Source organism: Streptomyces sp. F63, from assembly GCF_018070345.1.
GTDB lineage: Bacteria > Actinomycetota > Actinomycetes > Streptomycetales > Streptomycetaceae > Streptomyces.
On the sequence record NZ_JAGPXX010000002.1, the window covers coordinates 345,900 to 368,498 of the forward strand.

Genomic DNA, 22,599 nt, shown 5'->3' on the forward strand with positions numbered 1-22,599 from the left:
ATGACGACCCTCGTACCGGCCGGCACGGCCGGCGGGACCGGAGGAGCCGGAGGAGCCGGAGGAGCCGGCACGGCCGGCGGGAACGGCGGGAACGGCGGGAACGGCGGGAACGCCAAGCCGCCCGGGGCCGCCGGGAGGGCCGGCCGGGCCGGCGGCCAGTCCTACGGCGGCCGGATCAGCTACGCCGTGCTGATCCTCTTCACCGCGGGCTCGCTCTTCCCGCTGGTGTGGACGGCCGTCGCCGCCTCCCGCGACAACACCCGGCTCTCGCAGACCCCGCCGCCCTTCTGGTTCGGCTCCGATCTGCTGCCCAATCTGCAGACCGCCTGGACCGACGCCCACATGGGGCTGGCGCTGCTCAACACGGCCGTGGTGGCCGGGACCATCACGGTGGGGACCGTCCTCTTCTGCACCATCGCCGGCTTCGCCTTCGCCAAGCTGCGGTTCCGCTTCCGCGAGGTGCTGCTGATGCTGGTGATCGGCACGATGATGATCCCGCCGCAGCTCAGTGTGGTGCCGCTGTTCATGACCATCGCCGAGCTGGAGTGGACCAACCAGCTCCAGTCCGTCATCCTGCCGACGCTGGTGAGCGCCTTCGGGGTGTTCTTCATGCGCCAGTACCTCGTCGAGGCGCTGCCGAGCGAGATCATCGAGGCGGCGCGGGTGGACGGCGCGAGCAGCCTGCGGGTGGTGTGGCACGTGGTGTTCCCGGCGGCCCGGCCGGCGATGGCCGTCCTCGCCATGCTGACCTTCGTCCAGGCGTGGAACGACTTCTTCTGGCCGATCATCGCGCTCACCCAGGACAACCCCACGGTGCAGGTCGCCCTGACCGGCCTCGGCCGCGGCTACATCCCCGACCAGTCGGTGATCATGGCGGGCGCGCTGCTGGGGACACTGCCCCTGCTGCTGGCGTTCACCTTCTTCGGCAAGCAGATAGTCGGTGGCATCATGCAGGGCGCCGTCAAGGGCTGATGCCCTCTCCCGGCGCCGCCCGGCCGGCCCGGCCCGGCAGGGCCGCCGCGTGCCTCGCCGCCCAACTCGCCCTTTCCTCCGCCCTCTTCCACTGCTCCGCCCGAACGGCCCTGATGGGAGCGATTCCATGACCGATGTGCCCGACGTCCACGACATCTCCGAGACCCCGCGCGTACCGCCCTCCGGGGAGCTCCGCTTTCCGCCCGGCTTCCTCTGGGGCACCGCCACCGCCGCCTATCAGATCGAGGGCGCCGTCCGGGAGGACGGCCGCACCCCCTCCATCTGGGACACCTTCTCCCACACCCCCGGCCGGACCGCCGCCGGGGACACGGGGGACACCGCCACCGACCACTACCACCGGTGGCGCGAGGACGTGGCCCTGATGAAGGACCTCGGCTACCGCGCCTACCGCTTCTCCGTCGCCTGGCCGCGGGTCCAGCCCACCGGCCGCGGCCCCGCCGTACAGCGCGGTTTGGACTTCTACCGCGCCCTCGTGGACGAGCTGCTGGCGGCCGGCATCCAGCCAATGGCGACCCTCTACCACTGGGACCTGCCGCAGGAGCTGGAGGACGCGGGCGGCTGGCCCGCGCGCGACACCGCGTACCGCTACGCCGAGTACGCGCGGCTCGTCGGCGAGGCACTCGGCGACCGCGTGCAGCTCTGGGCCACCCTCAACGAGCCCTGGTGCAGCGCCTTCCTCGGCTACGGCTCCGGGGTGCACGCCCCGGGGCGGACCGAGCCGGCCGCCGCGCTGCGCGCCGCCCACCACCTCAACCTCGCCCACGGCCTGGGCGCCACGGCCCTGCGCTCCGTCCTGCCCGGCCAGGGGAAGATCACCGTCAGCCTCAACGCGGGCGTGGTGCGGCCGCTGACCGGCTCCCCCGCCGACGAGGACGCCCAGCGACGGATCGACGCCCTCGCCACCCGCGTCTTCAGCGACCCCATGCTGCACGGCTCCTACCCGGAGAGCCTGCTCGCGGACACGGCGGGGATCACCGACTGGTCCTTCGTACGCGACGGCGACCTGGCCACCGCCAAGCACCCCCTCGACGCGCTGGGCCTGAACTACTACGCGCCCACCGTGGTATCGGCCGCCGACGGCACGGACGGCCCGCGCCGGGACGGCCACGGAAGGAGCGACCACTCCCCCTGGACCGGCGCCGAGGACGTGGCCTTCCACCAGCCGCCCGGCGAACTCACCGCCATGGACTGGTCCGTGGACCCGACCGGGCTCCACGAGCTGCTGATGCGCTTCACCCGCGAGGCGCCCGGGCTACCGCTGCTGATCACCGAGAACGGCGCCGCGTTCGAGGACCGGCCCGGCCCCGGCGGCCGGGTGCACGACCCGGAGCGGATCGCCTATCTGCACGGCCATCTCACCGCCGTGCACCGGGCGATGACCGACGGCGCCGATGTGCGCGGCTACTTCCTCTGGTCGCTGCTGGACAACTTCGAATGGTCCTTCGGCTACGCCAAGCGCTTCGGCCTGATCCGCGTCGACTACGACACCCTGGCCCGTATCCCGAAGACCAGCGCGCACTGGTACTCCCGGCTGGCCCGGACGAACGTCCTGCCGGATCCGGCGGCGGGCGCGAACCCCGATCCGGATCCGGTGGCGGGCGCGGGCGGCGGACCGGTTCCGGCCGCCTGAGGGTTGTCCCGTAATCCCCGGCGGGCGCGTCGACGCCGGCTACGGCACTCCCCCAGCCTCCGGCCGGGGGTGTGCCCCCACGCCGCGTGGTCGGAACGTCCGCAGCCATCCAGTATGCGGCCCCCTCCGTCTTGCGATGCACCGCATCCGACGCCGCGCGCTGCTCCACCGCGGATTACGGGACAACCCTCGGCCGGACCGGCGGACCGGCCCTTCCCGGGGAAAGCGGGAAGGGCCGGACGCGGTCGCGCCCCGGCCGGGCTGGGGGCTGCCGGCCGGGGCGCACCTGTGGGGGGGGCGGCGAACGGGCGGCGGGTTCCGGACCCCGGCTCGTCCTGCCGTCAGGCCCCACACCGCCGCGCGCTGCACGTCCCGTCCCTGCCACCGCTGCCACGCGGAGGCGGGTACGCGGAGTACGGCAGCCAACCGGAATCCGGCGAACCCCCTTATTTCTTCAGGCAGTTCGGCATTCATCGCTGCCTTGAGACGGGAATCGACCGCGCTTGACCCGCGGCCCCGGAGAACCGTGCCGCGTCCTCCGGCGCGCCCCGCCGTTTCCCCCGCACCCCGGCCGGGCCGTCCGTGCCCCCGGCCCGGCGCGCCCCGCCGTGCCACGGGCCCCGTCCGCCTCCGGAGCCCACCGCACTCACTGGCCCCGCGCCCTGGTCCCCGGCGCCGACGGCGCGGGGCCGGCACGCCCGGCGCCCGCCGCGGCCGCCTCACACGGCCGCCTCACACGGCTGCCTCACACGGGCGTACCCGGCTCCCCGTTCGGCTCCCCCGTCGTCCGCCCCTGCCGCTCCCGCCGCTCCCGCCGCCCCCACCGTCCGCGCCGCATCAGCCGGTCCACGCGGCGGCCTCCGGAGCGCCGCCGCCCGCCGTCCAGGACGAGCCACATCCGTACCTCCGCGCCGCCGAGCACGGAGCGGCCGACACGCACGTCGCCGCCCGTGGACTCCGCGACCCGGCGCACGATGTCCAGTCCCAGCCCGGTCGAGCCGCGCCTCCCGTCGCCGTGCCCCCGGCGCAGTGCCGTCCCGGGGTCGGCGATGCCCGGCCCGGCGTCCGAGACCAGCACGATCACCGCGCCGTCGGCATGGTGGACGTCCACCGCGAAGTCCGTGCCCTCGGGGGTGTGCCGGAAGACGTTGCCGAGCAGGGCGTCGAGGGCCGCGGCCAGTTCGGGGCGGGCCACGGGCACCCGCGCGGCCCGCTCGACGCCGGCGAGCCCCGCGGTGCGGCCCTCGTCCTCGGCGAGCGCCGACCAGAAGGCCATCCGGTCCCGGATCACCTCGGACGCGTCGCAGCCGCCGCCCCCGTCCGCCGCCGCGGGGCTCTCCGGGGCGGCCGGCGGGGGCCGCTGTTCGCGGGCGGTCCGGATGATCTGGTCGACCTCGGACTCCAGTTGGGCGACGGCCGCCCGGGTCTGGTCGGCGGCGGGACCGTCGCCGAGCGAGGCGGCGTTGAGGCGCAGCACGGTGAGGGGAGTGCGCAGCCGGTGCGAGAGGTCGGCGGCCAGCTCCCGCTCGTTGGCGAGCAGCCGGACGACCTGGTCCGCCATGGAGTTGAACGCGGCGGCGGCGGACCGGAGTTCGGCCGGCCCCGCGACGGGGACGCGGGTGCCGAGCCGTCCGGCGCCGAGATCCTGCGCGGCTCCCGCGAGTTGTCCGGCCGGACGGACCATCCGGGTGCCGAGCCGGTCCGCGACGGCCACCGAGCCCAGCACGAGCGCCAGCCCTACCCCGCCGAGCACCAGCCAGGCGGTGTGCACCCCGGCCGTGACCTCCTCGTCGGGGACGAACACCTCGACGACGGCGGTCTTCCCGGCTCCGACGGCGGTGGGCTGGAGCAGGGCGAAACCGCCCGGCACGGCGGTGACGGAGCCCCGGCCGCGCCGCACCGCGGCGGCCAGGTCCCGGCCGGACGCGCGGCTCCGCCCGATCTCCGCGGCCTCGGACCCGGCCCCGTGGCCCTGCCCCGCCGCGCTCCGCGCCTCGCTTCCCGCCTCGGCTCCCGTCTCGGCTCCCGCGTCGTTCCCGGCGGGCGGCACATGGACGGCGATCCGGCCGTCCGCCCCGGAATCCGTGCTGGCAACGGCCCGTTCGAGCTCCGCGCGGTCGGTGGTGATGGCCAGGGCGGGCCCGATGGCGGCGGCCTGCCGCTCGGCGTTGGCGAAGGCCCGGTCCCGCGCCATCTCCCCCACCACGAGGCCGAGCGGTACCGCGAACGCGACGACGACCATGGCGGTGACCGCCAGGCTGACCTTGACCAGCGCCCATCTCATGCCGGCCGCCCGGCCGCCGCCACCGCCGCCACCGCCGCCACCGCGGCCCGCCGTCCCCGCCGTCCCCGCCGTCCCCGCCGTCCGGGCCACCGCCGTTCCCGGCGCTTCGCCGGCCGGGCTCACCGGGGCGGCTCCAGCTTGACGCCGACCCCGCGCAGCGTGTGCAGATAGCGGGGCGCGGCCGCGGTCTCCCCCAGCTTCCGGCGCAGCCAGGAGAGGTGGACGTCGATGGTCTGGTCGTCGCCGTAGGACTGCTGCCACACCTCGGCCAGCAGCTCCCGCCGGGACACCACCACCCCGGGCCGCCCGGCGAGGAAGGCCAGCAGATCGAACTCGCGGCGAGTCAGATCGAGGACTGCGCCGTCCAGTTCGGCCCGGCGGCGCAGCGGATCGACGCACAGCCCGCCGACGCGCAGCACGCGCGCGTGCGGCTCGCCTCCGGCCGCCCGCGAGCGGCGCAGCACGGCCGCCATCCGGGCGGACAGGTGCTCGACGGAGAACGGCTTGGTCAGATAGTCGTCGGCGCCGTCGTTGAGCAGCCGGACGATCTCCGCCTCGTCGTCCCGCGCGGTGGCGATGATCACGGGAACGTCGGTGATGCCGCGCAGCATCTTCAGGGCCTCCGCCCCGTCGAGGTCCGGCAGCCCCAGATCGAGGATGACGACGTCGAACCCGATCTGGGCCACCTCGCGGAGCGCCTCCAGGGCCGTGCCGACGCTGCGTACGCTGTGCGAGGCGTCGGACAGGTGCCGGATGAGGGCGGAGCGTACGAACTGGTCGTCCTCGACCACGAGCACACGTGCCATGGGCGGCACCGTACGCCATGCGGGGCGGTCCGTCCCCCGGTGGCGGGCGGTCGCCAACGTCCGCCCGGCTGAGGGAGGATGGGCTCGATGGTACGAGGACTGGCGCAGTGCGCGGCCTGGCTCCTGGCGACGGGGGCCGCCGCCACCCTGTCGTGGTGGGGTGTCCACACCGCGCTCACCGGCACGGTCTACGACCGACCGCGGGCCCTGCCGGTCGGCGCCGGCGCGGCGGCGGACGGGGAGGCCGGTGCGGAGGGCGGCGCGAGAGGCCGCGCGGAGGACGGCGCCTCCGCGTCCCGCGGTCCCGGGCCGCCGGCCGCGCCGGATGCGGCCTCGTCCGCTCCCCCGGAACGGTCGCCGGAGCCGTCCGGCAGCGGGCGGAAGCCGGGCGGCGGAACGCCCGGGACGCCGGCGGAGCCGCCCGGGAACCCCTCCTCGCCCTCCGGAGGCGATGGCGGCGAGGTGAAGAGCTACCCGGTGGCGGGCGGGCGGGTCGTCCTCGACCTCGGTGAGCGTTCGGCGAGCCTGGTGTCCGCCACCCCGGACGCGGGCTGGGAGATGCAGGTGTGGGAGCAGACCGAGTGGATCCGGGTGAACTTCACCTCGGGCGCGCGGACGACCTCCGTGTTCTGTACCTGGAACGGCCATCCGCCGAAGGTGCAGGTCGTCGACGGCTGACGGCCGCCCGCGGCCCGGCCGGCCGTCAGCCGAACGTACCCGGCGGCGGGGCCGGTGAGGGCTGGGCCGCGGTGTCGGGGACGGGGGCCGCGCCCCCGGTGAAATCGTCCAGGGCACGCCCGTGTTCGACCCGGCCCGGATGCGGGTCGCCGGCCACCCGGCGGGTCAACTCCGCTGCGGGCAGCGGGCCGTCGGCGGCCAGCAGCACGGCGTTCCCGAACCGCCTGCCGCGCAGCACGGCCGGGTCGGCGGCGAGACACAGCTCGGGGAAGACCGCGCGGACGGTGGCGATCCGCGCCCGCAGGTGCGCGAGCGGCGGGCCGTCGGTGACGTTCACGGCGTACCAGCCGCCGGGGCACAGCGCGCGCCGCACCTCGGCGGTGAACTCGGTGCTGGTCAGGTGCGCGGGGGTCCTGGCGCCGCCGAACACGTCGGCGATGACGAGGTCGGCCCAGCCGTCGGGGATTCTCGCCAGCCCGGCACGGGCGTCGCCGGTGCGCACCCGGATCCGCCACCCGCTGTCCAGCGGCAGCACGCGCCGCACGAACGCGATGAGGCCGGCGTCGAGTTCGACGATCTGCTGGGTGGAGCGGGGCCGGGTCGCCGCCACATAGCGGGCGAGGGTGAAGGCGCCGCCGCCGAGGTGCAGGACGCGCAGGGGACGGCCGGGCGGCGCGGCCAGATCGGCGATGTGGCCGAGGCGGCGCTGGTAGGCGAAGTCGAGATGCGCCGGGTCGTCCAGGTCCACATGGGACTGCGGCGCTCCGTCGACGGTGAGGGTCCAGGCCCGGGGACGTTCGCGGTCCGGGACGAGTTCGGCGAGGCCGCCGTCCACGCGTTCGACGGTGGGCCCGGACGGCCGCGGCCGCCCGCGGCCGCCGTCGCCGCCCGTACGGCCCTTGGCCCTGCTTTTCGCCATCAGACCTTCTTTCGAGGGGACCACCGGCTTCAGCCGGTGCCTGTGACGAGGTGCCCGCCGAGCCGCTGCCGCCCACGGGCAGCAGGGTGGGTATCGACCTGGGCACGGTCCACTTCCTCACCGACTCCAGCGGCCGCCATGTCGGGAACCCCGGGTTCCTGCACGTCTCGGCCGGGGAGATGGCCGCAGCGCAGCGGCACTTGGCGACGTTTCCCAAGCGCGCGCGGCGTCGTACGAAGAAGCATTGTGCCGCGGCCCGCAAGGTCGCCGGGCTGCACGCGAAGATCCGGCGCCGGCGTCTGGATCATCACCACAAAGCCGCACTCGCTCTCGTGCGCGAGCATGATGTGATCGGGCACGAGCGGCTGAACACCGCGGGCATGACGAGGGCGCCCGCACCCCGGCCCGACCCCGACCGCGATGCTGCGTTCCCGGCGAACGGCGCCGCGGCGAAGGCCGGGCTGAACCGCAGCATTCTCGACGCGGGTTGGGGGCAGTTCCTGCGGATCCTGGCGGACAAGGCTGAAAGCGCCGGCCGCCGTGTGATCCCGGTGGACGCCCGCAACACTCCCCCTGGCTTCGCCGGGGGTACCCCCACCCGCACCTGCCCACCCGGCATCGGCGGGTGCGGGCACGGGGCGAAGGAGAACCGCGTCACCCAGGCGAAGTTCACGTGCGTCAACTGCGGCCTGGCCGCGAACGCCGACCACGTCGGCGCGCTCAACGTCAAACACAGGGCCGGGCTGGTCCTCTGCGCCGGTGCCTGGCCACCGACACAGGAAGCCCGCGACATCAGTCGTGGGTGGAGTCACGGGAGCAGTATCCGTCGGCGGGTTCACCGGCGCCGCCACCGGGGTCCCCGGCCACCGGGGCGGGCGCCGCGGCGGAGGGCGCACCGGGGTGCGCCCCGCCGTCTCAACGGCAGCGGTCGACGGCCGCGATCACCCGGCCGGCCTCGCCGAGCGCCGCCCGCAGCGCGGCCGGGTCGGTGACGTCGGCGGCCGCCTCCGGCGGCACCAGCCAGCCCGTACCGGCCACGGGCGGGGCGTCGGCACCCGTGGCCGGCCGGGGGTCGGGGGCGGGGGTGCGGGTACAGGAGCTGCCCGGGAGGTCCCAGCGGTCGGCGGTGCCCGCCGGGACCAGGAAACCGATGGTGTCGCAGCCCCCGTCGTGCAGGACGGGCCCGACACCGCCGTCCCCGGCGGCGCCACCGCCCGCCGGCCGGCCCGCGCCGCCGCGGCGCAGGATGTCCACCGCCTCCAGCCCTTCCCGGGCCGGCACGGTGACGAGATCGCAGCGGCCGAACCCGCGTGCGGAAGCGTTTCCGTGGCCGTACTGTCCGCGCTCCTTGGCCGCACCCCGGTCCGCTCCGCGGCCGCGACCGGCCGCCGTCCGTGAGCCCTTGGTGTCCACGCCGGACTTCAACAAGAGAAACCCTCCTCCGAAGGGAGCCGAACGCTCCGTGTCCACCGGGGACAACGACCGGGGGATGTCAATGGCTACGGCGGCACACCGCCGGAAAGGATGGCGGTTCATGGCGGATCGCGGGCGGGATATCCGTTTTGTCATCAAACAGTGTGTAACAAGTCCGCTACAAGGAGTACGGTCTGCTGCCATCAGCGGCGGTACCGGTATCCGGCCACCGCCGGCAGGAGCCCGCCCCGACCGGGGCACAGCACCGCGCACCGCCGGGGAGAGTGCTCGCCATGGCGTCACCGTCACCGTCCTCCGGGAACCGTCCCGCGCCGGAGCCGAACACCGCGTTCCGCGCCCTGCGCGGTGCGCGCTCCCCGGGCGAGTTCGCCGCGGCGGTGCGCCGCGCGGCGCGCGAGATCGGCGAGCAGGTCTCGTGTGACGCGCGCTACATCGGAAGGGTCGAATCCGGTGAGATCCGCTGCCCCAACTACGCGTATGAACGGGTGTTCCGGCACATGTTCCCGGGGCACTCGCTCCAGGACATGGGATTCCAGCCCCGGGAATCGGTGCGCGGCCGCAGAACCCGCTCCCTTCCCGGCCGGGCCGCGGACGCTCCGCGGGGCGCGTTCCCGGCCCCGGGTCCGCTCCCCGTTCCGCCCGCGTGTTCCCTTCCGGAGCGGTCCGCGGACCCGTTCGCGGGCCGGCCGCCGGGACTGCTCGCGGACGCGGCAGGAATCCTCCGTCCACCAGCCGACACCCCCGAGGAGAGCGACGTGTTGCGTCGCGCGTTCATGACCGGTGGCACCGCCGCCGTGGCGACCGCCGCCCTGGGACCGGCAGCCGCCGCCTCCCCCCGCCGCCGCGCCGGTGCCTCCGACGCCGAGGCGGTCGAGGAATCCGTCCGCCACATCCGCCTGCTGGACGACCGGCACGGCGGAGACGACCTCTACCGGCGCGCCACCCGGCCCCTGCAGGACGCCTACGCCCTGCTCGACGCCGGGGCGCCGCGCCAGTCGGTCCGCGACCGGCTGCACGTGGGCGCCGGTGAACTCGCCATCTCCGTGGGCTGGCTGGCCCACGACTCCGGACGGCTCGACGACGCCCGTTCCCACTACGCCGAGGCGCTCGCCACCGCCCGGGTCTCCGGCGACCCCGGGCTGGAGGCGCACGCCTTCTGCAACACCGCGTTCCTCGCCCGCGACGCGGGCCGGCCGCGGGAAGCCGTACGGGCCGCCCAGGCCGCGCAGCAGGCGGCCCGCCATCTCCCGTCCCACCGGCTGCTGTCGCTGCTCGCCCTCCGCGAGGCGGGCGGCTGGGCCGGGCTCCGCGACCGCACCGCCTGCGAACAGGCCCTGCTGCGCGCCCGGCTGCTCTTCGCCCGCGGCCCCTCGGACGCCGACCCGGAGTGGATGTCCTTCTTCGGTGAGGCCGAGCTGGAGGGGCTGGAGTCGCAGTGCTGGTCGGCCCTGGGCGACTGGCCGCGCGCCGCCCGGCACGCACGGCGCGCGGTCCGGCTCCAGCAGTCCCATTTCGTCCGGAACCGGGCGCTGTTCACCGCCCAGCTCGCCGGCGATCTGGCACGCGGCGGGGAGATCGAGGAGGCGGCCGGGGCCGGCCGGGAGGTGATCACCCTGCTGCGGCAGGTGCGGTCCGCGCGGATCCGGTCGATGCTCGACCGGACGGCGCGGGAGCTGGCGCCGTACCGGCGGTCGGCGCCGGTGGCCGACTTCCTGGTCCTCCACGGCTAGTGCCGCAAAGGGCGGTGTTCGCCCCGTCGCGCCCGGCACTCCCCCAAGCTCTCCGAGCAGGGGGGACCCCACGCGCCGCACCGGCCGGAGAGCCCCGTACGGTCCGGTGCGAGGACTTCCCTCCGCCCGAGCGGACCGAGCCTGCCGTGCGGGACCTCGGCCGGATCGGTCGTCCGTGTGACCGGGGCCTCTTTCGGGTGCCGGGGCGGCCGTTCGCGCTCCGGGGTGGCGGGCCTCCGCGTTCCGCGCCACCACGGCAACCCCTGTTGACGCCGCCCCGTCCTTCCGGCCCGTCCGGCGCGAAACGGCGCCGCGGCGGGGGAGTTCAGAGCCCGGGGAGGGAGGGCGAGCGCCGCGCGGCCGGCTCGGGGGCCCGGGGCGCACGCCCGTGGAGAACGTCCGGCGCGAACGGCGCGGTGCGCTCGGCGGAGCGCGCCTTGCCCGAGCAGTGCGCTGCTCACGCCGCTGTTGAACGCCCGCCGCGGGCCTTACGGTCGATGACCTCAACCGGTGCTCCCGGGACGCGGCCGGCGCGGACGACGAGGACCGGGCAGCACCCTCCGGAGCGGTGAGGCGGAGGCCGCTCCCGCCGATCGCCGGTGACCGGGCCCGCCGCCTCCGGCCGGAGGACCGCGGGCCGGGAGTCCACCGGGCGGCCGGAAGCCCACGCGGCCTCCCCCGCCCGCCGGTCCGCCGGCGCCGGCCGGACCCGCCGCCCGGCGGGCTTGGCCGCTCCACCCCGCGAGCGGCGACCCCATCGCAGCCCGCCGGCCTTCCGCGCCGCCCCCGCCCCGTGCTCCGCGGCCCGCGCCCGGCCGCCGTCCGCCCCTCTTCCCCAGCCGGAGGCCCCATGCCCGTCCCCGTCCCCACCGCCGAGGAGTTCTCCCGGCTCTCCGCCCGCGTGACCGCCGTCGAGCGGCCGTGGGAACTCGTCGTCACCGAAGGCTTCAACAGCGACGCGGTGGACGCCGCCATGGCCAGGGCGCTGAGCGACCGCCGCGGCTCCGCGGCGCAGTACGCGGTCGTCCTGCCGCCGGGCGAGTACCACCTCACCCGGCCGGTGATTCCCGCTTCCACCACCGGCCGGCTGGAGGGCCTCTCCCTCCGCGGCTACGGCAGGCGGACCACGTTCGTCAACTGGGAGGCGAGCGGCCGGACGCTGATCTCGGCCGTGAAGCTGCTGCGCTTCTTCACCGTCTCCGGCATGACGGTCCGCTCGGCGAACGCGGCCAACGGTTTCGCCGACCTCTGGTCGACCTCGCCGGGCTCGTTCAACGAGGGCTGGACCGTCTCCGACATGGAGTTCCAGGGCCCCTGGACCCGGGTCTTCGGCCTGGACGGCGACAGCACCGCGAACCTCAACTCCGAGATGCTCTTCGACGGCGTCTTCACCTCCACCGATTCCGCCTTCAGCGACGCGTTCCTCCGCTCCGGGGGCATCAGCGGCACCCACAACCAGCAGAACCAGTTCGTCAATTACTGGGTGCGGGACTGCTGCCTCACGCTCTCCAGCGGCACCGTCTTCCGCTTCGACCGGGGCGGCAGCATCCGCGTCGCGCGGGGCTCGTGGTCGGCGGCGTCCGCCGCCTCCGGTCCGATCACCTGGTTCTCGATGCCGCTCACCAACCCGAACAACCGGGCGGCGACCCAGCTCAGTGTGCGGGACGTCCGATTCGAGCCGAAGGCCGCCAACCACCTGGTCATCGACTGCCGCTGGGCCGGCGGCTCCGTCACGTTCGAGGACTGCTCGGACCTCGCCTCGGCCCAGAACAACGCCGCCCGCTCGTGGAACCTCCACCGTTACCACGGCACGGACTTCTGGGGCTCGGGGGGCTCGATGCCGACCGTCCGCTACCGGCAGCACCAGGCCGTCGGCCACCACCTCTACAGCGGCCCGGCGGTCACCCGCGGCAACGTCGTCTACGACGGGTGCTACTTCTGGCGGGGCACGGGCGGGCAGACCACCACCGCGACGGAGGCGCTCCGCTGGACCGGGGGCGCCCCTCGCTACCGGTTCACCGACTGCGACAACGTCCCCAACGCCACCAACATCCCGTGAACGCCGGCCTCGCGCGACGCCTCGGCGTGCGCGGCCGTGAGCGCGGGCGGAGCACGGGCAACCCGAAGATCCGCCGCCGCGTCCTCCCGCTCGCCCAGGCCGTGACGCGGGGCCGTACCGCCGGTGAACCCCGGGCGACCGCGCGTCTCCGGGCGCCGGGCCGGTGCGCGGACCGACCGCCGCGCGCTGTACGGCCGCGGGCTCGCGGCCCGCCGGAACACACGGGGGGATCTGTCCGGATGCCAGCAACCGTCTCGACCGCCGGAGCACCGATACCGACACCGCACCACGAGCACGGACGGCTGCGCTGGTGGGCGGAGCTGCCCCTGATCGTGCTGGTGTATCTGGCGTATTCGGCCGGCCGGCTGCTGGTCCGCGGGGACGTCGGCACGGCCGTCGGCCACGGGCTGGCCATCCTCCGGTTCGAGCAGGCGTTCCACCTCGACGCGGAGCGTCCGCTGAACCGCTGGTTCACCGGGTTCCCGGCGCTCGGCGTGCCGGCCGCCTTCTTCTACGCCTCACTGCACTACCTCGTCACCCCGGCCGTCCTGGTGTGGCTCTGGATCCGCCGGCCCGCGCGGTACCGGGCGGCGCGCACCTGGCTGCTGCTGTCCACGGTGATCGGCCTGGCCGGCTTCAGCCTGTACCCCACCTGCCCGCCACGGCTGCTGGAGGCCGGGCACGGCTTCGTGGACGGCATGGCCCGGTACGCGTCGTACGGCTGGTGGGGCGGCGAGGCCAGCGCACCGCGCGGCCTGGGCGGGCTGACCAACCAGTACGCGGCCATGCCGAGCCTGCACGTCGGCTGGGCCCTGTGGTGCGGAGTGGTCCTCTGGCGGTACCGCCGGACCCTGTGGACGAGAGTCCTCGCCGTCGGCTATCCGCTGCTGACGACGGTCGTCGTCATGGGCACCGCCAACCACTACTTCCTGGACGCCGCCGCCGGCGCCGGGGTGATGGGCCTCGGGCTGACGGCCGTCCGCCCGGCCCTGCGCCTGGCGGACCGGGCACGCGAGCGGATCCGTGCCCGGCACGCGGCGAGCCCCGCGCCGGGCACGGTGGCGCAGGCCGTACCGGACGCGCCGGCGGCCGGGCGGTCCCCGGGAGCGGCGACCGATGCCGGCACGGCCGCCGTGGAAACGGCCGCCGAGGGCACGGCCGCCCAGGGCACTCCGGCCGGGCCGCCCGCCCGGCCCGGTCCCGCAGCCGCGGCACCCGGCGCCGCAGGCGCACCCCGCTCCGTCCCGGCCGCCCCTCCCGCCTTCCACCGGAGCCCGTGACTCCGCACCGGCGGCCCCCGGGAACGGCCGTGGTGAGCGTGGTGTGCGACCGGGGACACCGACCGGGCGCCGGGGACGGACCGGTCACGGTAACGGGCCGGGCACGGGACGCCGGACGGGTGCCGGACCCGCGCCGGGCGAGGGCACGGCGCGGGCGCGCGGCACAGGGGGCCACCGCGGTTGTCGGTGGGGGATGCGAGACTTCGGCGGGTGAACGGTTCCTTCCACCGCCACGACGCGACGGCCGCCCCGGCGGCGCCGCCGGGGCCCGCGCCGCCGCCGGCCGCGGCACTCCGGCAGCGGCTCGCCGAGCTGCGCGGACCGGACGCCGCGCCCCGTCCGCTGGACGCCCGCGCCCTGGCCGCGCTGGCCGCCAATCCGGGCTGCCGCCGCCGGGCGCTGCTCGACGGGGCCGGAGTCGACAAGTCGGCCCTCGCCAGGGCCCTCGGGTCCCCGGCCGGCTTCGGCCGCTCGGAGTTCGCCTTCGTCCGGGGCAACGTCTTCGAGGCGCGGGTCCGGGCCGACGACGGCGCGGAGCTGATCCGGCTTCTGCGCGAACGCTTCGGTGGTGTGGGGCCCGCTCCGGAGCCGGGTGAGGTGCGGGTGCCCGATCTCTCCGCGCCCGGCCCGGCGGGCCGTACGGCCCGCACCCGGCTGGCGCTGGCCGAAGCCTTCGCCACCGGGGGCTGGACCCTGCTGTTCCATCCGATGGTGCGGCTCGACGTCGCCGGTTCCCCGGCCACGCTGGAACCCGATGCGGTGGCCGTGCATCCGGACGGGAGCTGCACGGTCGTGGAAATCAAGTCCTTCCCCGTCGTGGACGGTTCGGCGGACCCGGCGAAGGTCGGCGCGGCGGCCCGGCAAGCGGCGGTGTACGTCCTGGCGCTGCGCGAGCTGGCGGAGGAGGCCGACCGGGAGCCGGGCCCCGGCGAGGCGGCCGCGCTCCCGGCACCGGCCCGCGCGGCGGATACGGCGCACCCGGCGGATACGGCGCACCCGGCGGATACGGCGGATACGGCGGACGCGCCGCACGCGGCGGACCAGCGCCGGCCCGGGGGCCCCGCCGGAGACTCCGGGCCCGGGGAGCCGCCGGGCCCGGCGCGGCACGGGGCCGGGCGGGTGCGGTCCACGGTCCTGCTGGTCTGCCCCAGGGACTTCTCCAACCTCCCCACGGCCGAGCCCGTCGACGTGCGCAAGCAACTGGCCGTCACCCGGCGGCAGCTGGACCGGCTGACCCGCGTCGAGGACATCGCGGCGGCACTCCCCGAGGGCACGACCTTCGATCTGCGGCTCGCGGACGACGGCAGGACGCCGACCAGGCCGGCGGCGGAGCTGACGGCCGCCGTCGAGGCGGTGCCCGCCGCTTACGCCCCGGAGTGCCTGGCCGCCTGCGAACTGGCCTTCCACTGCCGGGCCCGGTCCCGTGAGACCGGGGCCGTGGAGGCGCTGGGGCGCGGCGTGCGGGGCGAGTTGGGCGGACTCACCACGGTGGAGAGCGTGCTGGAGGCGGCTTCCGGCGAGCACGGGGACCCGGCGGATCCGGCCGTGGCCGCGCTCCGCCGGGCGGCGGCCCTGCGCGCGGAAGCCCTGGCCGCCGCGGGAAGCGCCGCGCCGGGTACGGAACTCCCCGCCCCCGGCCGCGGGAAGGGAGACTCCGCATGTCGCTGATCACCACCCTCGCGCGGATGGAGGCCGTGGCCGCCGGGCGGGCCCGGCCCGGTGCCACAGTGCGGCACCGGCACCTCTCCGACCGGCCGATGGCCTTCGTCCCGCTGACGACGGCCGGTGAGGCGGGCGCCCCGCTCGGGGCCCTGGCGGGCACCGACCGCTCCGCGCCGCGGCTGCTGGTGGTGCCGCAGCCGCGCGACCGCGATCTGCGGTCCGCCTTCCTGGCGGACCTCGCCGAGGTGCTGCTGCCGTACATCGACGCCTACGCGGACGGCGTCGAACTGGAGGAGCGCAAGGAGACCGACCCGGAGTCCGGCAGAAAGGTGCCGGTACAGGTCGAACTCTGCGCGGACGCACCGCAGTTGCTGGTGCCCAGCACGGCCGGTGTCTCGTTCGTCCGGCTGCTGGGGCGTTCCATGCGCTTCCGGCGCACCGCCGAGCAGGATCCGGAGGCGCCTCACCCGGCGCCGCCCCGGGTCCCCCTGCTCGGACGCTGGCTGACGCACTACGGCGAACGGGCCCGGGTGCCGGGCTCGTCCCTCCTGCTGCCGATGACGGGGCTGCTGTCGCGGCACTGGACCACCGGCCAGAGCGGCGCCGAGGACCAGCATCTGGGCGCGCTGCTCGGCTGGATCGACCCGCCGGAGGGCCTGACCGGCGCCGAGGCGGCGCTCCGCGCGGAGGTGGAGCGCGACGGGGACGGGCTGCTGCTGTGCCCGCCCGCCGGCCCGGCGACCGACCCGGCGTTCGACAACAAGCGGCTGGCACCGGCGATGGGCCGCTACGACCGGGCGCGCTCGGAGGCGGCGGCCGCGGCGGAGGCGGCGGAGGCGGGGGCGCCCGGGCGGCTGCGCGACGCGCGCCGGGACGTGACGGCGGCGGAGGCGGAGATCCGCGCCCTGGTCGAGAGCCAGCTGCGGCCCACCTGGGACGCCCTGTGGCGCGGGGTCGACCTGCTGCGGGCGCTGCCGCCCGGCGGCCGTGTGGCCGACCGGTGGAAGCGGGACCGCTGGTCGTACACGGCGCACCGGGACCGGGTCCGGGCCGGCGAGCCGCCGCAGCCCAAGCGGGACGACGCGGTGACGGCCGCCCAGAAGCTCGCCACGCGGGAGACGGCGCAGGCCCGGCTCGACGCCCAGGAGGCGCTGGACGATCCGCTGGTGATGGCGGCCCGGCGGCTGGCCGGCGAGGCGTTCGCGGGTGAGGTCGCGGCCGTGGAGATGGCCCACTCGGAGGGGCGGCGGCCGATGCCGCGCCCCCTGCTCACGGTCCGGACGGAGGACCTGCCGCATCTGACGGAGCGCACGAAGGTGTACCGGGCCCTGGCCGACGGCGGGAGCCAGCCCGGGGAGTTCGTGGAGCACCGGCAGGAGGGCGTCGTCGTCCGGCTGACCGGCGGCATGGGCCGCGGCAAGGTGCCGGCCGAGGGTTCGGTGCCGGAGCCGGGCGACCGCGTGTGCTGGACGCTGTTCGAGCACGCTCCCCGGGGCGGGCCCGACCTGCCCGACCCGGAGCGGACCCCGTGGACCCACGGCGGCCCGCCGGTCGCCGCGGGCCCGGGCGGGGACGGCGGCGGCGGAGCGGCCGGTACCGCCGGCGCGGACGGTGCCGCCGAACCCGGCCGCGCCGCCCCCGCCGGACGGCCCGTCGTGCTCGACACCAGCCCGGATCCGACGACCCCGGAGGACTTCCTGTGATCCGCGTGTCCCCACCGGCCGCCCCCGGCGGCGCCGGAAGCCGGAGCCCGGCGGCGGAGCGTGACGGCGCACCGGCCCCGGGCGGAGCGCCCGTCCTCGCCGCCGCGCCCGCCGGGAACCCGCACGCCCCGGCAGCGAACCGGCCCGTTCGCCCCGCGCTGGTGCCGGTCCCGGCGCCCCGGAAGGAAGCCCCGTGACCGGCACCGGCCTCCCCTCACCGTCCCGGCCCCCGGCGGAGAGCGGCGGCGGCCCCGGGCCGCGGGATCCCCGGGCGCCGGGCCGCGCCGCGTCCGGCCCCGGCGCGGAGGCGGCCCGCGCGACCGCGGCGATCCTCCACGACACCCTGCACAGCCCGTACCGCGGTGTGGTCGTGGACTCCCCGCCCGGCGCGGGCAAGTCCACCCTGGTCGTCCGGGCCGCGCGCGAACTGGCCGCGGCCGGGCACCGCCTGATGGTGGTGGCACAGACGAACGCGCAGGTGGACGATCTCGTCGACCGGCTGGCGACCGCCGACCCGGATCTCCCCGTCGGCCGGCTGCACAGCAGCGACCCCGACGCGTACGACAAGATCCTCGACGGGCATCCCTCGGTCCGCACCTCCGCCAAGGCGGCCGACCTCGCGGGCATGGAGGTCGTGGTCTCCACGGCTGCCAAGTGGGCCCATGTCAGGGACACCGAGCCCTGGCGGCACGCCATCGTCGACGAGGCCTACCAGATGCGCTCGGACGCCCTGCTGGCCGTCGCGGGCCTTTTCGAGCGTGCGCTGTTCGTCGGCGATCCGGGGCAGCTGGATCCGTTCAGCGTGGTCGGCGCCGAGCAGTGGGCGGGGCTGTCGTACGACCCCTCGGCCAGCGCCGTGTCGACCCTGCTGGCACACAACCCGGCGCTGCCGCAGCACCGGCTGCCGGTCTCGTGGCGGCTGCCCGCGTCGGCGGCGCCGCTGGTGTCCGGCGCCTTCTATCCGTACACGCCGTTCCGCAGCGGCACGGGGCCGGGCGACCGGCGGCTGGCCTTCGGCGCGGCCGCGGACGGTTCGCCGGTGGACCGGGTGCTGGACGAGGCCGCCGCGTCCGGCTGGGGGCTGCTGGAGCTGCCCGCGGGGCACACGCCCCGCACCGATCCGGAGGCGGTGGGCGCCGTCGCCCGGGTGGTGCGGCGGCTGCTGGACCGGCGCGGGGTGACGTCGGACGAGCGCCGGGAGGCGGCGCCGCTGGCGGCCGACCGGATCGCGGTCGGCACGGCCCACCGGGACCAGGCGGCGGCCGTCCGGGAGGCGCTCGCCGCGCTGGGCGCGGGCGAGGTCACCGTGGACACGGCCAACCGGCTGCAGGGCCGGGAGTTCGATGTGACGGTCGTCCTGCACCCGCTCTCCGGCCGCCCCGACGCCACGGCCTTCCACCTGGAGACCGGCCGGCTGTGCGTGCTGACCTCGCGGCACCGCCACGCGTGCGTCGTGGTGTGCCGGGAGGGCGTGACGGAGCTGCTGGACGGGCACCCGTCCACGGAACCGGTGCAGCTGGGGGTGACCGTGAAGTTCCCCGACGGCTGGGAGGCCAACCACGCCGTGATGACGCGGCTGCGGGAGCACCGGGTGCGCTGGCAGCCGTGACGCCCCGGCGCCCTCTTGCGCGTCCCTGGACAATGGACGGGGTGCGCGGACGCGGGAGGCCCGTCCGGACACCCGAGCGAACCGAACAGCCGGGAGGCACGTAGATGACCGAGCCGCATTCGGCTCCCGATCACCGCGACCGCGGCGGGATGCCGCGCCACCGCAAGCCGGCGGCGCTGCTCTTCGAGCCGCCCGAGGCGGTCGCGGACCCCGAGCACTTCTTCGATCTGGAGTCGATCGAGGACCCGCGGCAGCTCCTGTCCCGTTCGACGGAGCTGACGCTGGCGTTCCGCGCGGCCGCCGACCGGGCGACGGAGTTCCAGGCGATCGCGGCGGCGCAGCTGGCCGACCCCAAGCGGTTCGACCGGCTGCCGGAGGCGGCCATCGCCGAGCGCGCGGAGTGGTCGGAGGACTACACCCGCCGCATGATCGACTTCGGTCGCGAACTGCTCCGCGACAGCGACCCCTCCGCGGACTGAGCACGGCTGCCCACGCCGGCGACGGCGCCCGCGACGGACGACGGCGACGGCGCCCGTCGGTCCGGCGCGGTGCGATCGCGTCGCGCACGGGACCCGTGGACCGCATCGCGCGCGGCGCCGCCCATCCGGGCGGGGAGGGACACCGGGAGGGGGACACCCGAACCGTCCCCCCGGACCGTCCCCGAGCCGCCCCGCGAACCACTTCCGCACCGCGCCCCGGGGGGGCCGGCGCCCGGAACGGCCCTCCACCACCGGTGGAACGATGTACCCGGACGGAGGCCCCGCCGTCCCCGGGGCCGCCCGCGGACGGCGGGAGCCACCGGGGGTCGCCGGGCGTCCCAGGGGCCACCGGGGCCTCTTCTCCCCCGGCAACGGCGGAGCGGGAGCGCACCCATCCCGCCACGCCCCGCCGAATTCCGGCAAGCACCGGGTACGCGGGGGCTCCGACCGATAGACATGGACGCCATGAGCGACTGGCAGCCGCGACCGTGGCAGCACCCCGACGGATCCACCCGCTTCGCCCTCTTCCGGGCTCCCGCGCCGGACGACGGCTCCCTCGTCCCGGCCCGGGTCACCGCCGCCGGGGCGGCCTGGCTCGCGTCGGCCGCCCCGGCCCCGCAGCGGATCCTGGCGCGCTGGGCGGCCCGCCCGGAGGTCCCGGCCGTCCTGCCCTGCGGCACGGCGTTCGACGTGATCAGCGCCCCGGGCATGTTCGGGCGGCGGCTGCTGGACCGGCTGTGGTCGGAAGGTCCCGGCTCCGGGCCGGTGGCCGTGCACCGCGGACGGCTGCTGCTGTTCGCCGAGCCCGGCACGGCCCGGCGGCTGCCCGCCCTGCTCGCCGCGGCGGAGTGGGGCGGGTCCGTGCCGCCGCTGCTCTGCCATGGCACGGGGGACACGGTGACCGTGCCGCCGCTGCGCCTTCCCGCGTCCGCCCTCGCCGCCCCGGGGAAGCCTCCGGTGCCCGTGGCGGGCGGCTCCGGCGGCCTCGGCGGCCTGGTCACCGGCGTTCCCGCGACCGCTGCCCCGGGCCGCGGTACCGGTACCGGTGCCGGTGCCGGTACGGCCCGTCAGCCGCTGTCGCGCTGGCTGGCGGCGCCCGACGTCCGGCATCCGTGGCTGCCCGGCGGTGAGGTGCTGCGGTGGGGCTGCGCCCGGGCGGTTCCGGGCGGTGCGGCGGCCCGCCGGCCGCTTCCCGTCCCGGCTCTCACCGCTCCCACCGGCGCGCGGTGAGGCAGCCGCCCCGGCTCATCGATTTTCGCGGACCCGGATACGGATGCTAGTGTCTTCCTCGTCAGGCGCCGCTAGCTCAGTTGGTTAGAGCAGCTGACTCTTAATCAGCGGGTCCGGGGTTCGAGTCCCTGGCGGCGCACTTACGGTTCCACCGTTGACCAGGGCTTTTCCGCTTCGGCGGGGAAGCCCTTCGTCATGTACGGGCTCATACCGGCGGGCTCGCTCGCAGGCCCCCACGGGCGCCCGCGAGCGGGCGGGGCCGCTCCCGCACGGTCCGGCCCGGGCCCGCCCGATCTGCCTGTGCCGGGTTCACAGTTCCCCGGACGGCTCCTCGGGCCGGTCCACCCGCACCGTCCAGCGTCCCCGCGTGTCCGTGCCGAGCACCTCCACGGAGACGCCGCTCTCCTCGTCCGTCAACCGCTCCCCCACCCGCAGCGGGGCGTCCGCCAGCGCCGGATGGACGGAGCGGTCCCAGCAGGCTTCCGTTCCGGGATGCCCGTCCAGGACCTCGACGGGGCCCTCGGCGGAGTCCGTCTCGCTGTGCACCCGGTAGACGAGCACCCCCTCGGCGCACGTGGTCAGGTCGTTGCCCACGGCGGCACGGGCCTCGACGGCGAGGACCGTCGAGGGGCCGGTACGGATCACCAGGAGCCGGGGGCCGGGGACCGCGCCGCGCCCGGCCCGCGCCGCGACGGGCACGAGCAGGTGCGCGCTCCCGCCCGCGCCCCGCACGCAGTTGACGTCCCCCCGGTCCAGCCAGCCCAGCTTCCACTTGTGCCAGCCGAAGAAGTCCGGCGCCAGACCGAACTGGCTGCCCATGAGGTCCCAGTCGCCCACATGGGTGTCCCAGTCCCCCTTGCCGTTCTTCGGCCGGTGGTAGAGATCCGGCAGGTCGAACACGTGGCCGGTCTCATGGGCGAGCACGTTGCGGTCCGGCGGCCGCTGCTCGAAGACGGTGACGATTCTCTGGACCTCCGCCCCGTCGACGCGCATCGGCTCCTCGAAGTTGACGACCTTGGTGGCGTCCGAGTCGACACCCGGGGCGTCCGGGTCCGCGACCAGGTAGACGATGTCGTAGTCCGAGAAGTCCACCACCCGGTCGGCCAGGCCCATCGCGTCACCCAGGTAGGCCGCCCGCAGTTCGGTGTCCCAGTCCCGCCCTATGCCGTAGGTGGTGGAGGCGGCGGGCATCTCCAGCCAGGTGCGCACGGCGTCGACGCGGAGCCGGAACTTTCCGTACGAGGCGCGCTCGAAGAACCGTGCGGTCTCCGGGAAGTAGTCGGAGACGAGCGCGTCCGGCGTGACGGCCGGCTCGGCGTCCGGGAAGGAGAGGAAGGCCATGACCGCGCGGAGTTCGTCGCGGGGTTTCGGATAGGCCGTGTTCCAGGTGTCGAGCCCTTCCGAGTGGTGGACCGCGCTGCGGGTCAGGGTGCAGGCCTCGTCGAGCACCGCCGCCGTGGCGGGACCGGCGACCAGGGAGGTGGCCAGCATCGCCGTGAAGGACATCGCCCCCGAGGCCGCCCGGCGGAGCCGCGGCCGGGACCGGACCGGCCGGTCCTCCGCTCCCCCGGACGTCAGCGAGTGCGACACGTCGGCCTCCCCGGACGTGGGACAGGACACGCGTCCACTGTGCGGGGGTATTTACATACTTGCCCTGTTTCCTTGACCCGGTCGGGTGAGGCGAACCGGCGCGCCAGAACGTAACTCAACGTCACGCACGCTCGTTGGTCATCGCACGTTCGGGCGGCTTCCTGCAGAAACGATCGGACAGCCGCTCTGCCGTACGCCCCTCCGTGGGCCGTTCGATGGAACGAGACGGCATCAACCTCTATGATCGGCACATTTCCAGCGCGGATCCCTCCCCCCGGAGGCCCTCACGGGACCGGAGCGGCCGGTTCCGCCATCCGTACGAGTCGAGTCCTCAGCGGGAGTGAACGGTGAGCGGATCACCCAGCAGGCCAGGTGCGGGACCGGAAATCACCCTGCCGACCTTCACGGAGAGTAGCCAGGTCTTCCGCCGGTCCCCGGCGTCCCGGACAGCTCCTCCACCGCACCCGCCCGAGCCCTCCCCGCACGCGCCGACGGCCGCCGGCCACCCCTCCC

Annotated in this window: 17 protein-coding genes and 1 tRNA gene; 13 read left to right on the plus strand and 5 right to left on the minus strand. The window is 76.0% G+C overall.

Features of this window, described 5'->3' with window-relative positions; genetic code table 11:
- Both KBZ10_RS03505 and KBZ10_RS03510 read left to right on the plus strand, forming a co-directional pair.
- Window positions 1–972, plus strand: coding sequence for a carbohydrate ABC transporter permease (locus KBZ10_RS03505; RefSeq protein WP_210985967.1), 972 nt, complete (start codon window positions 1–3; stop codon window positions 970–972).
- Window positions 973–1,099: 127 nt separating this feature from the next.
- A complete protein-coding gene (locus KBZ10_RS03510; protein ID WP_210985968.1) occupies window positions 1,100–2,623 on the plus strand; it encodes a GH1 family beta-glucosidase in 1,524 nt (507 codons plus the stop codon).
- Window positions 2,624–3,368: 745 nt separating this feature from the next.
- Here KBZ10_RS03510 and KBZ10_RS03515 read toward each other — a convergent pair.
- Together KBZ10_RS03515 and KBZ10_RS03520 are read right to left on the minus strand one after the other, a co-directional pair.
- Complete coding sequence (locus tag KBZ10_RS03515; RefSeq protein WP_210985969.1) at window positions 3,369–4,907, minus strand: HAMP domain-containing sensor histidine kinase; 1,539 nt, start codon at window positions 4,905–4,907, stop codon at window positions 3,369–3,371.
- A 119-nt stretch (window positions 4,908–5,026) separates the two neighbouring features.
- Entirely contained in the window at window positions 5,027–5,713 is a 687-nt protein-coding gene (locus KBZ10_RS03520; protein ID WP_210985970.1) for a response regulator transcription factor, read from the minus strand.
- A gap of 87 nt (window positions 5,714–5,800) precedes the next feature.
- Here KBZ10_RS03520 and KBZ10_RS03525 point away from each other — a divergent pair, with 87 nt between their 5' ends.
- Window positions 5,801–6,391 carry a hypothetical protein gene (locus tag KBZ10_RS03525; protein WP_374223296.1) on the plus strand — a complete coding sequence of 197 codons (591 nt, stop codon included), beginning with the start codon at window positions 5,801–5,803 and terminating at the stop codon, window positions 6,389–6,391.
- Window positions 6,392–6,416: 25 nt separating this feature from the next.
- On the opposite strand, the gene KBZ10_RS03530 is transcribed toward KBZ10_RS03525, so the two are convergent.
- Window positions 6,417–7,310 (minus strand): spermidine synthase, encoded by an 894-nt coding sequence (locus KBZ10_RS03530; protein WP_210985972.1) that lies wholly within the window; start codon window positions 7,308–7,310, stop codon window positions 6,417–6,419.
- Window positions 7,311–7,396: 86 nt separating this feature from the next.
- Between KBZ10_RS03530 and KBZ10_RS03535 the strand changes: the two genes are divergently transcribed.
- On the plus strand, window positions 7,397–8,302 hold the full coding sequence (locus KBZ10_RS03535) for a transposase (protein WP_307847171.1): 906 nt from the start codon (window positions 7,397–7,399) through the stop codon (window positions 8,300–8,302).
- On the opposite strand, the gene KBZ10_RS03540 is transcribed toward KBZ10_RS03535, so the two are convergent.
- Window positions 8,226–8,735, minus strand: coding sequence for a hypothetical protein (locus KBZ10_RS03540; RefSeq protein ID WP_374223299.1), 510 nt, complete (start codon window positions 8,733–8,735; stop codon window positions 8,226–8,228). The two genes, KBZ10_RS03535 and KBZ10_RS03540, sit on opposite strands and share 77 nt — an antisense overlap.
- A gap of 281 nt (window positions 8,736–9,016) precedes the next feature.
- On the opposite strand from KBZ10_RS03540, the gene KBZ10_RS03545 reads away from it, so the two are divergent.
- From KBZ10_RS03545 to KBZ10_RS03585, 9 genes are all read left to right on the plus strand, one after another.
- Window positions 9,017–10,474, plus strand: coding sequence for a hypothetical protein (locus tag KBZ10_RS03545; protein ID WP_210985973.1), 1,458 nt, complete (start codon window positions 9,017–9,019; stop codon window positions 10,472–10,474).
- An 850-nt stretch (window positions 10,475–11,324) separates the two neighbouring features.
- Window positions 11,325–12,533 carry a hypothetical protein gene (locus tag KBZ10_RS03550; RefSeq protein ID WP_210985974.1) on the plus strand — a complete coding sequence of 403 codons (1,209 nt, stop codon included), beginning with the start codon at window positions 11,325–11,327 and terminating at the stop codon, window positions 12,531–12,533.
- A 239-nt stretch (window positions 12,534–12,772) separates the two neighbouring features.
- Window positions 12,773–13,813 carry a phosphatase PAP2 family protein gene (locus tag KBZ10_RS03555; protein WP_210985975.1) on the plus strand — a complete coding sequence of 347 codons (1,041 nt, stop codon included), beginning with the start codon at window positions 12,773–12,775 and terminating at the stop codon, window positions 13,811–13,813.
- 312 nt (window positions 13,814–14,125) lie between these two features.
- The gene (locus KBZ10_RS03560; protein WP_210986082.1) at window positions 14,126–15,481 is read left to right on the plus strand and encodes a hypothetical protein; all 1,356 of its coding nucleotides are present in this window, start codon (window positions 14,126–14,128) and stop codon (window positions 15,479–15,481) included.
- Window positions 15,472–17,178 (plus strand): hypothetical protein, encoded by a 1,707-nt coding sequence (locus KBZ10_RS03565; RefSeq protein WP_247701726.1) that lies wholly within the window; start codon window positions 15,472–15,474, stop codon window positions 17,176–17,178. Before KBZ10_RS03560 ends, KBZ10_RS03565 begins: the two co-directional genes overlap by 10 nt.
- A gap of 328 nt (window positions 17,179–17,506) precedes the next feature.
- A complete protein-coding gene (locus tag KBZ10_RS03570) occupies window positions 17,507–18,787 on the plus strand; it encodes an AAA domain-containing protein (protein ID WP_307847180.1) in 1,281 nt (426 codons plus the stop codon).
- A 104-nt stretch (window positions 18,788–18,891) separates the two neighbouring features.
- Window positions 18,892–19,266, plus strand: coding sequence for a hypothetical protein (locus tag KBZ10_RS03575; RefSeq protein ID WP_210985977.1), 375 nt, complete (start codon window positions 18,892–18,894; stop codon window positions 19,264–19,266).
- A gap of 465 nt (window positions 19,267–19,731) precedes the next feature.
- A complete protein-coding gene (locus KBZ10_RS29110) occupies window positions 19,732–20,496 on the plus strand; it encodes a bifunctional DNA primase/polymerase (RefSeq protein WP_247701727.1) in 765 nt (254 codons plus the stop codon).
- A 65-nt stretch (window positions 20,497–20,561) separates the two neighbouring features.
- Window positions 20,562–20,635 (plus strand) — tRNA-Lys (locus KBZ10_RS03585).
- Between the two features lie 170 nt (window positions 20,636–20,805).
- On the opposite strand, the gene KBZ10_RS03590 is transcribed toward KBZ10_RS03585, so the two are convergent.
- Window positions 20,806–22,116 carry a M6 family metalloprotease domain-containing protein gene (locus KBZ10_RS03590; RefSeq protein ID WP_374223297.1) on the minus strand — a complete coding sequence of 437 codons (1,311 nt, stop codon included), beginning with the start codon at window positions 22,114–22,116 and terminating at the stop codon, window positions 20,806–20,808.
- Between the last annotated feature and the right edge of the window lie 483 nt (window positions 22,117–22,599).

What these genes read in the sequence shown, in the direction of transcription:
- KBZ10_RS03505 (WP_210985967.1), top strand. Translation starts at nt 1, where the DNA reads ATGACGACCCTCGTACCGGCCGGCACGGCCGGCGGGACCGGAGGAGCC.
- KBZ10_RS03510 (WP_210985968.1), top strand. Translation starts at nt 1,100, where the DNA reads ATGACCGATGTGCCCGACGTCCACGACATCTCCGAGACCCCGCGCGTA.
- KBZ10_RS03515 (WP_210985969.1), bottom strand. Translation starts at nt 4,907, where the DNA reads ATGAGATGGGCGCTGGTCAAGGTCAGCCTGGCGGTCACCGCCATGGTC.
- KBZ10_RS03520 (WP_210985970.1), bottom strand. Translation starts at nt 5,713, where the DNA reads ATGGCACGTGTGCTCGTGGTCGAGGACGACCAGTTCGTACGCTCCGCC.
- KBZ10_RS03525 (WP_374223296.1), top strand. Translation starts at nt 5,801, where the DNA reads ATGGTACGAGGACTGGCGCAGTGCGCGGCCTGGCTCCTGGCGACGGGG.
- KBZ10_RS03530 (WP_210985972.1), bottom strand. Translation starts at nt 7,310, where the DNA reads ATGGCGAAAAGCAGGGCCAAGGGCCGTACGGGCGGCGACGGCGGCCGC.
- KBZ10_RS03545 (WP_210985973.1), top strand. Translation starts at nt 9,017, where the DNA reads ATGGCGTCACCGTCACCGTCCTCCGGGAACCGTCCCGCGCCGGAGCCG.
- KBZ10_RS03550 (WP_210985974.1), top strand. Translation starts at nt 11,325, where the DNA reads ATGCCCGTCCCCGTCCCCACCGCCGAGGAGTTCTCCCGGCTCTCCGCC.
- KBZ10_RS03555 (WP_210985975.1), top strand. Translation starts at nt 12,773, where the DNA reads ATGCCAGCAACCGTCTCGACCGCCGGAGCACCGATACCGACACCGCAC.
- KBZ10_RS03565 (WP_247701726.1), top strand. Translation starts at nt 15,472, where the DNA reads ATGTCGCTGATCACCACCCTCGCGCGGATGGAGGCCGTGGCCGCCGGG.
- KBZ10_RS03575 (WP_210985977.1), top strand. Translation starts at nt 18,892, where the DNA reads ATGACCGAGCCGCATTCGGCTCCCGATCACCGCGACCGCGGCGGGATG.
- KBZ10_RS29110 (WP_247701727.1), top strand. Translation starts at nt 19,732, where the DNA reads ATGAGCGACTGGCAGCCGCGACCGTGGCAGCACCCCGACGGATCCACC.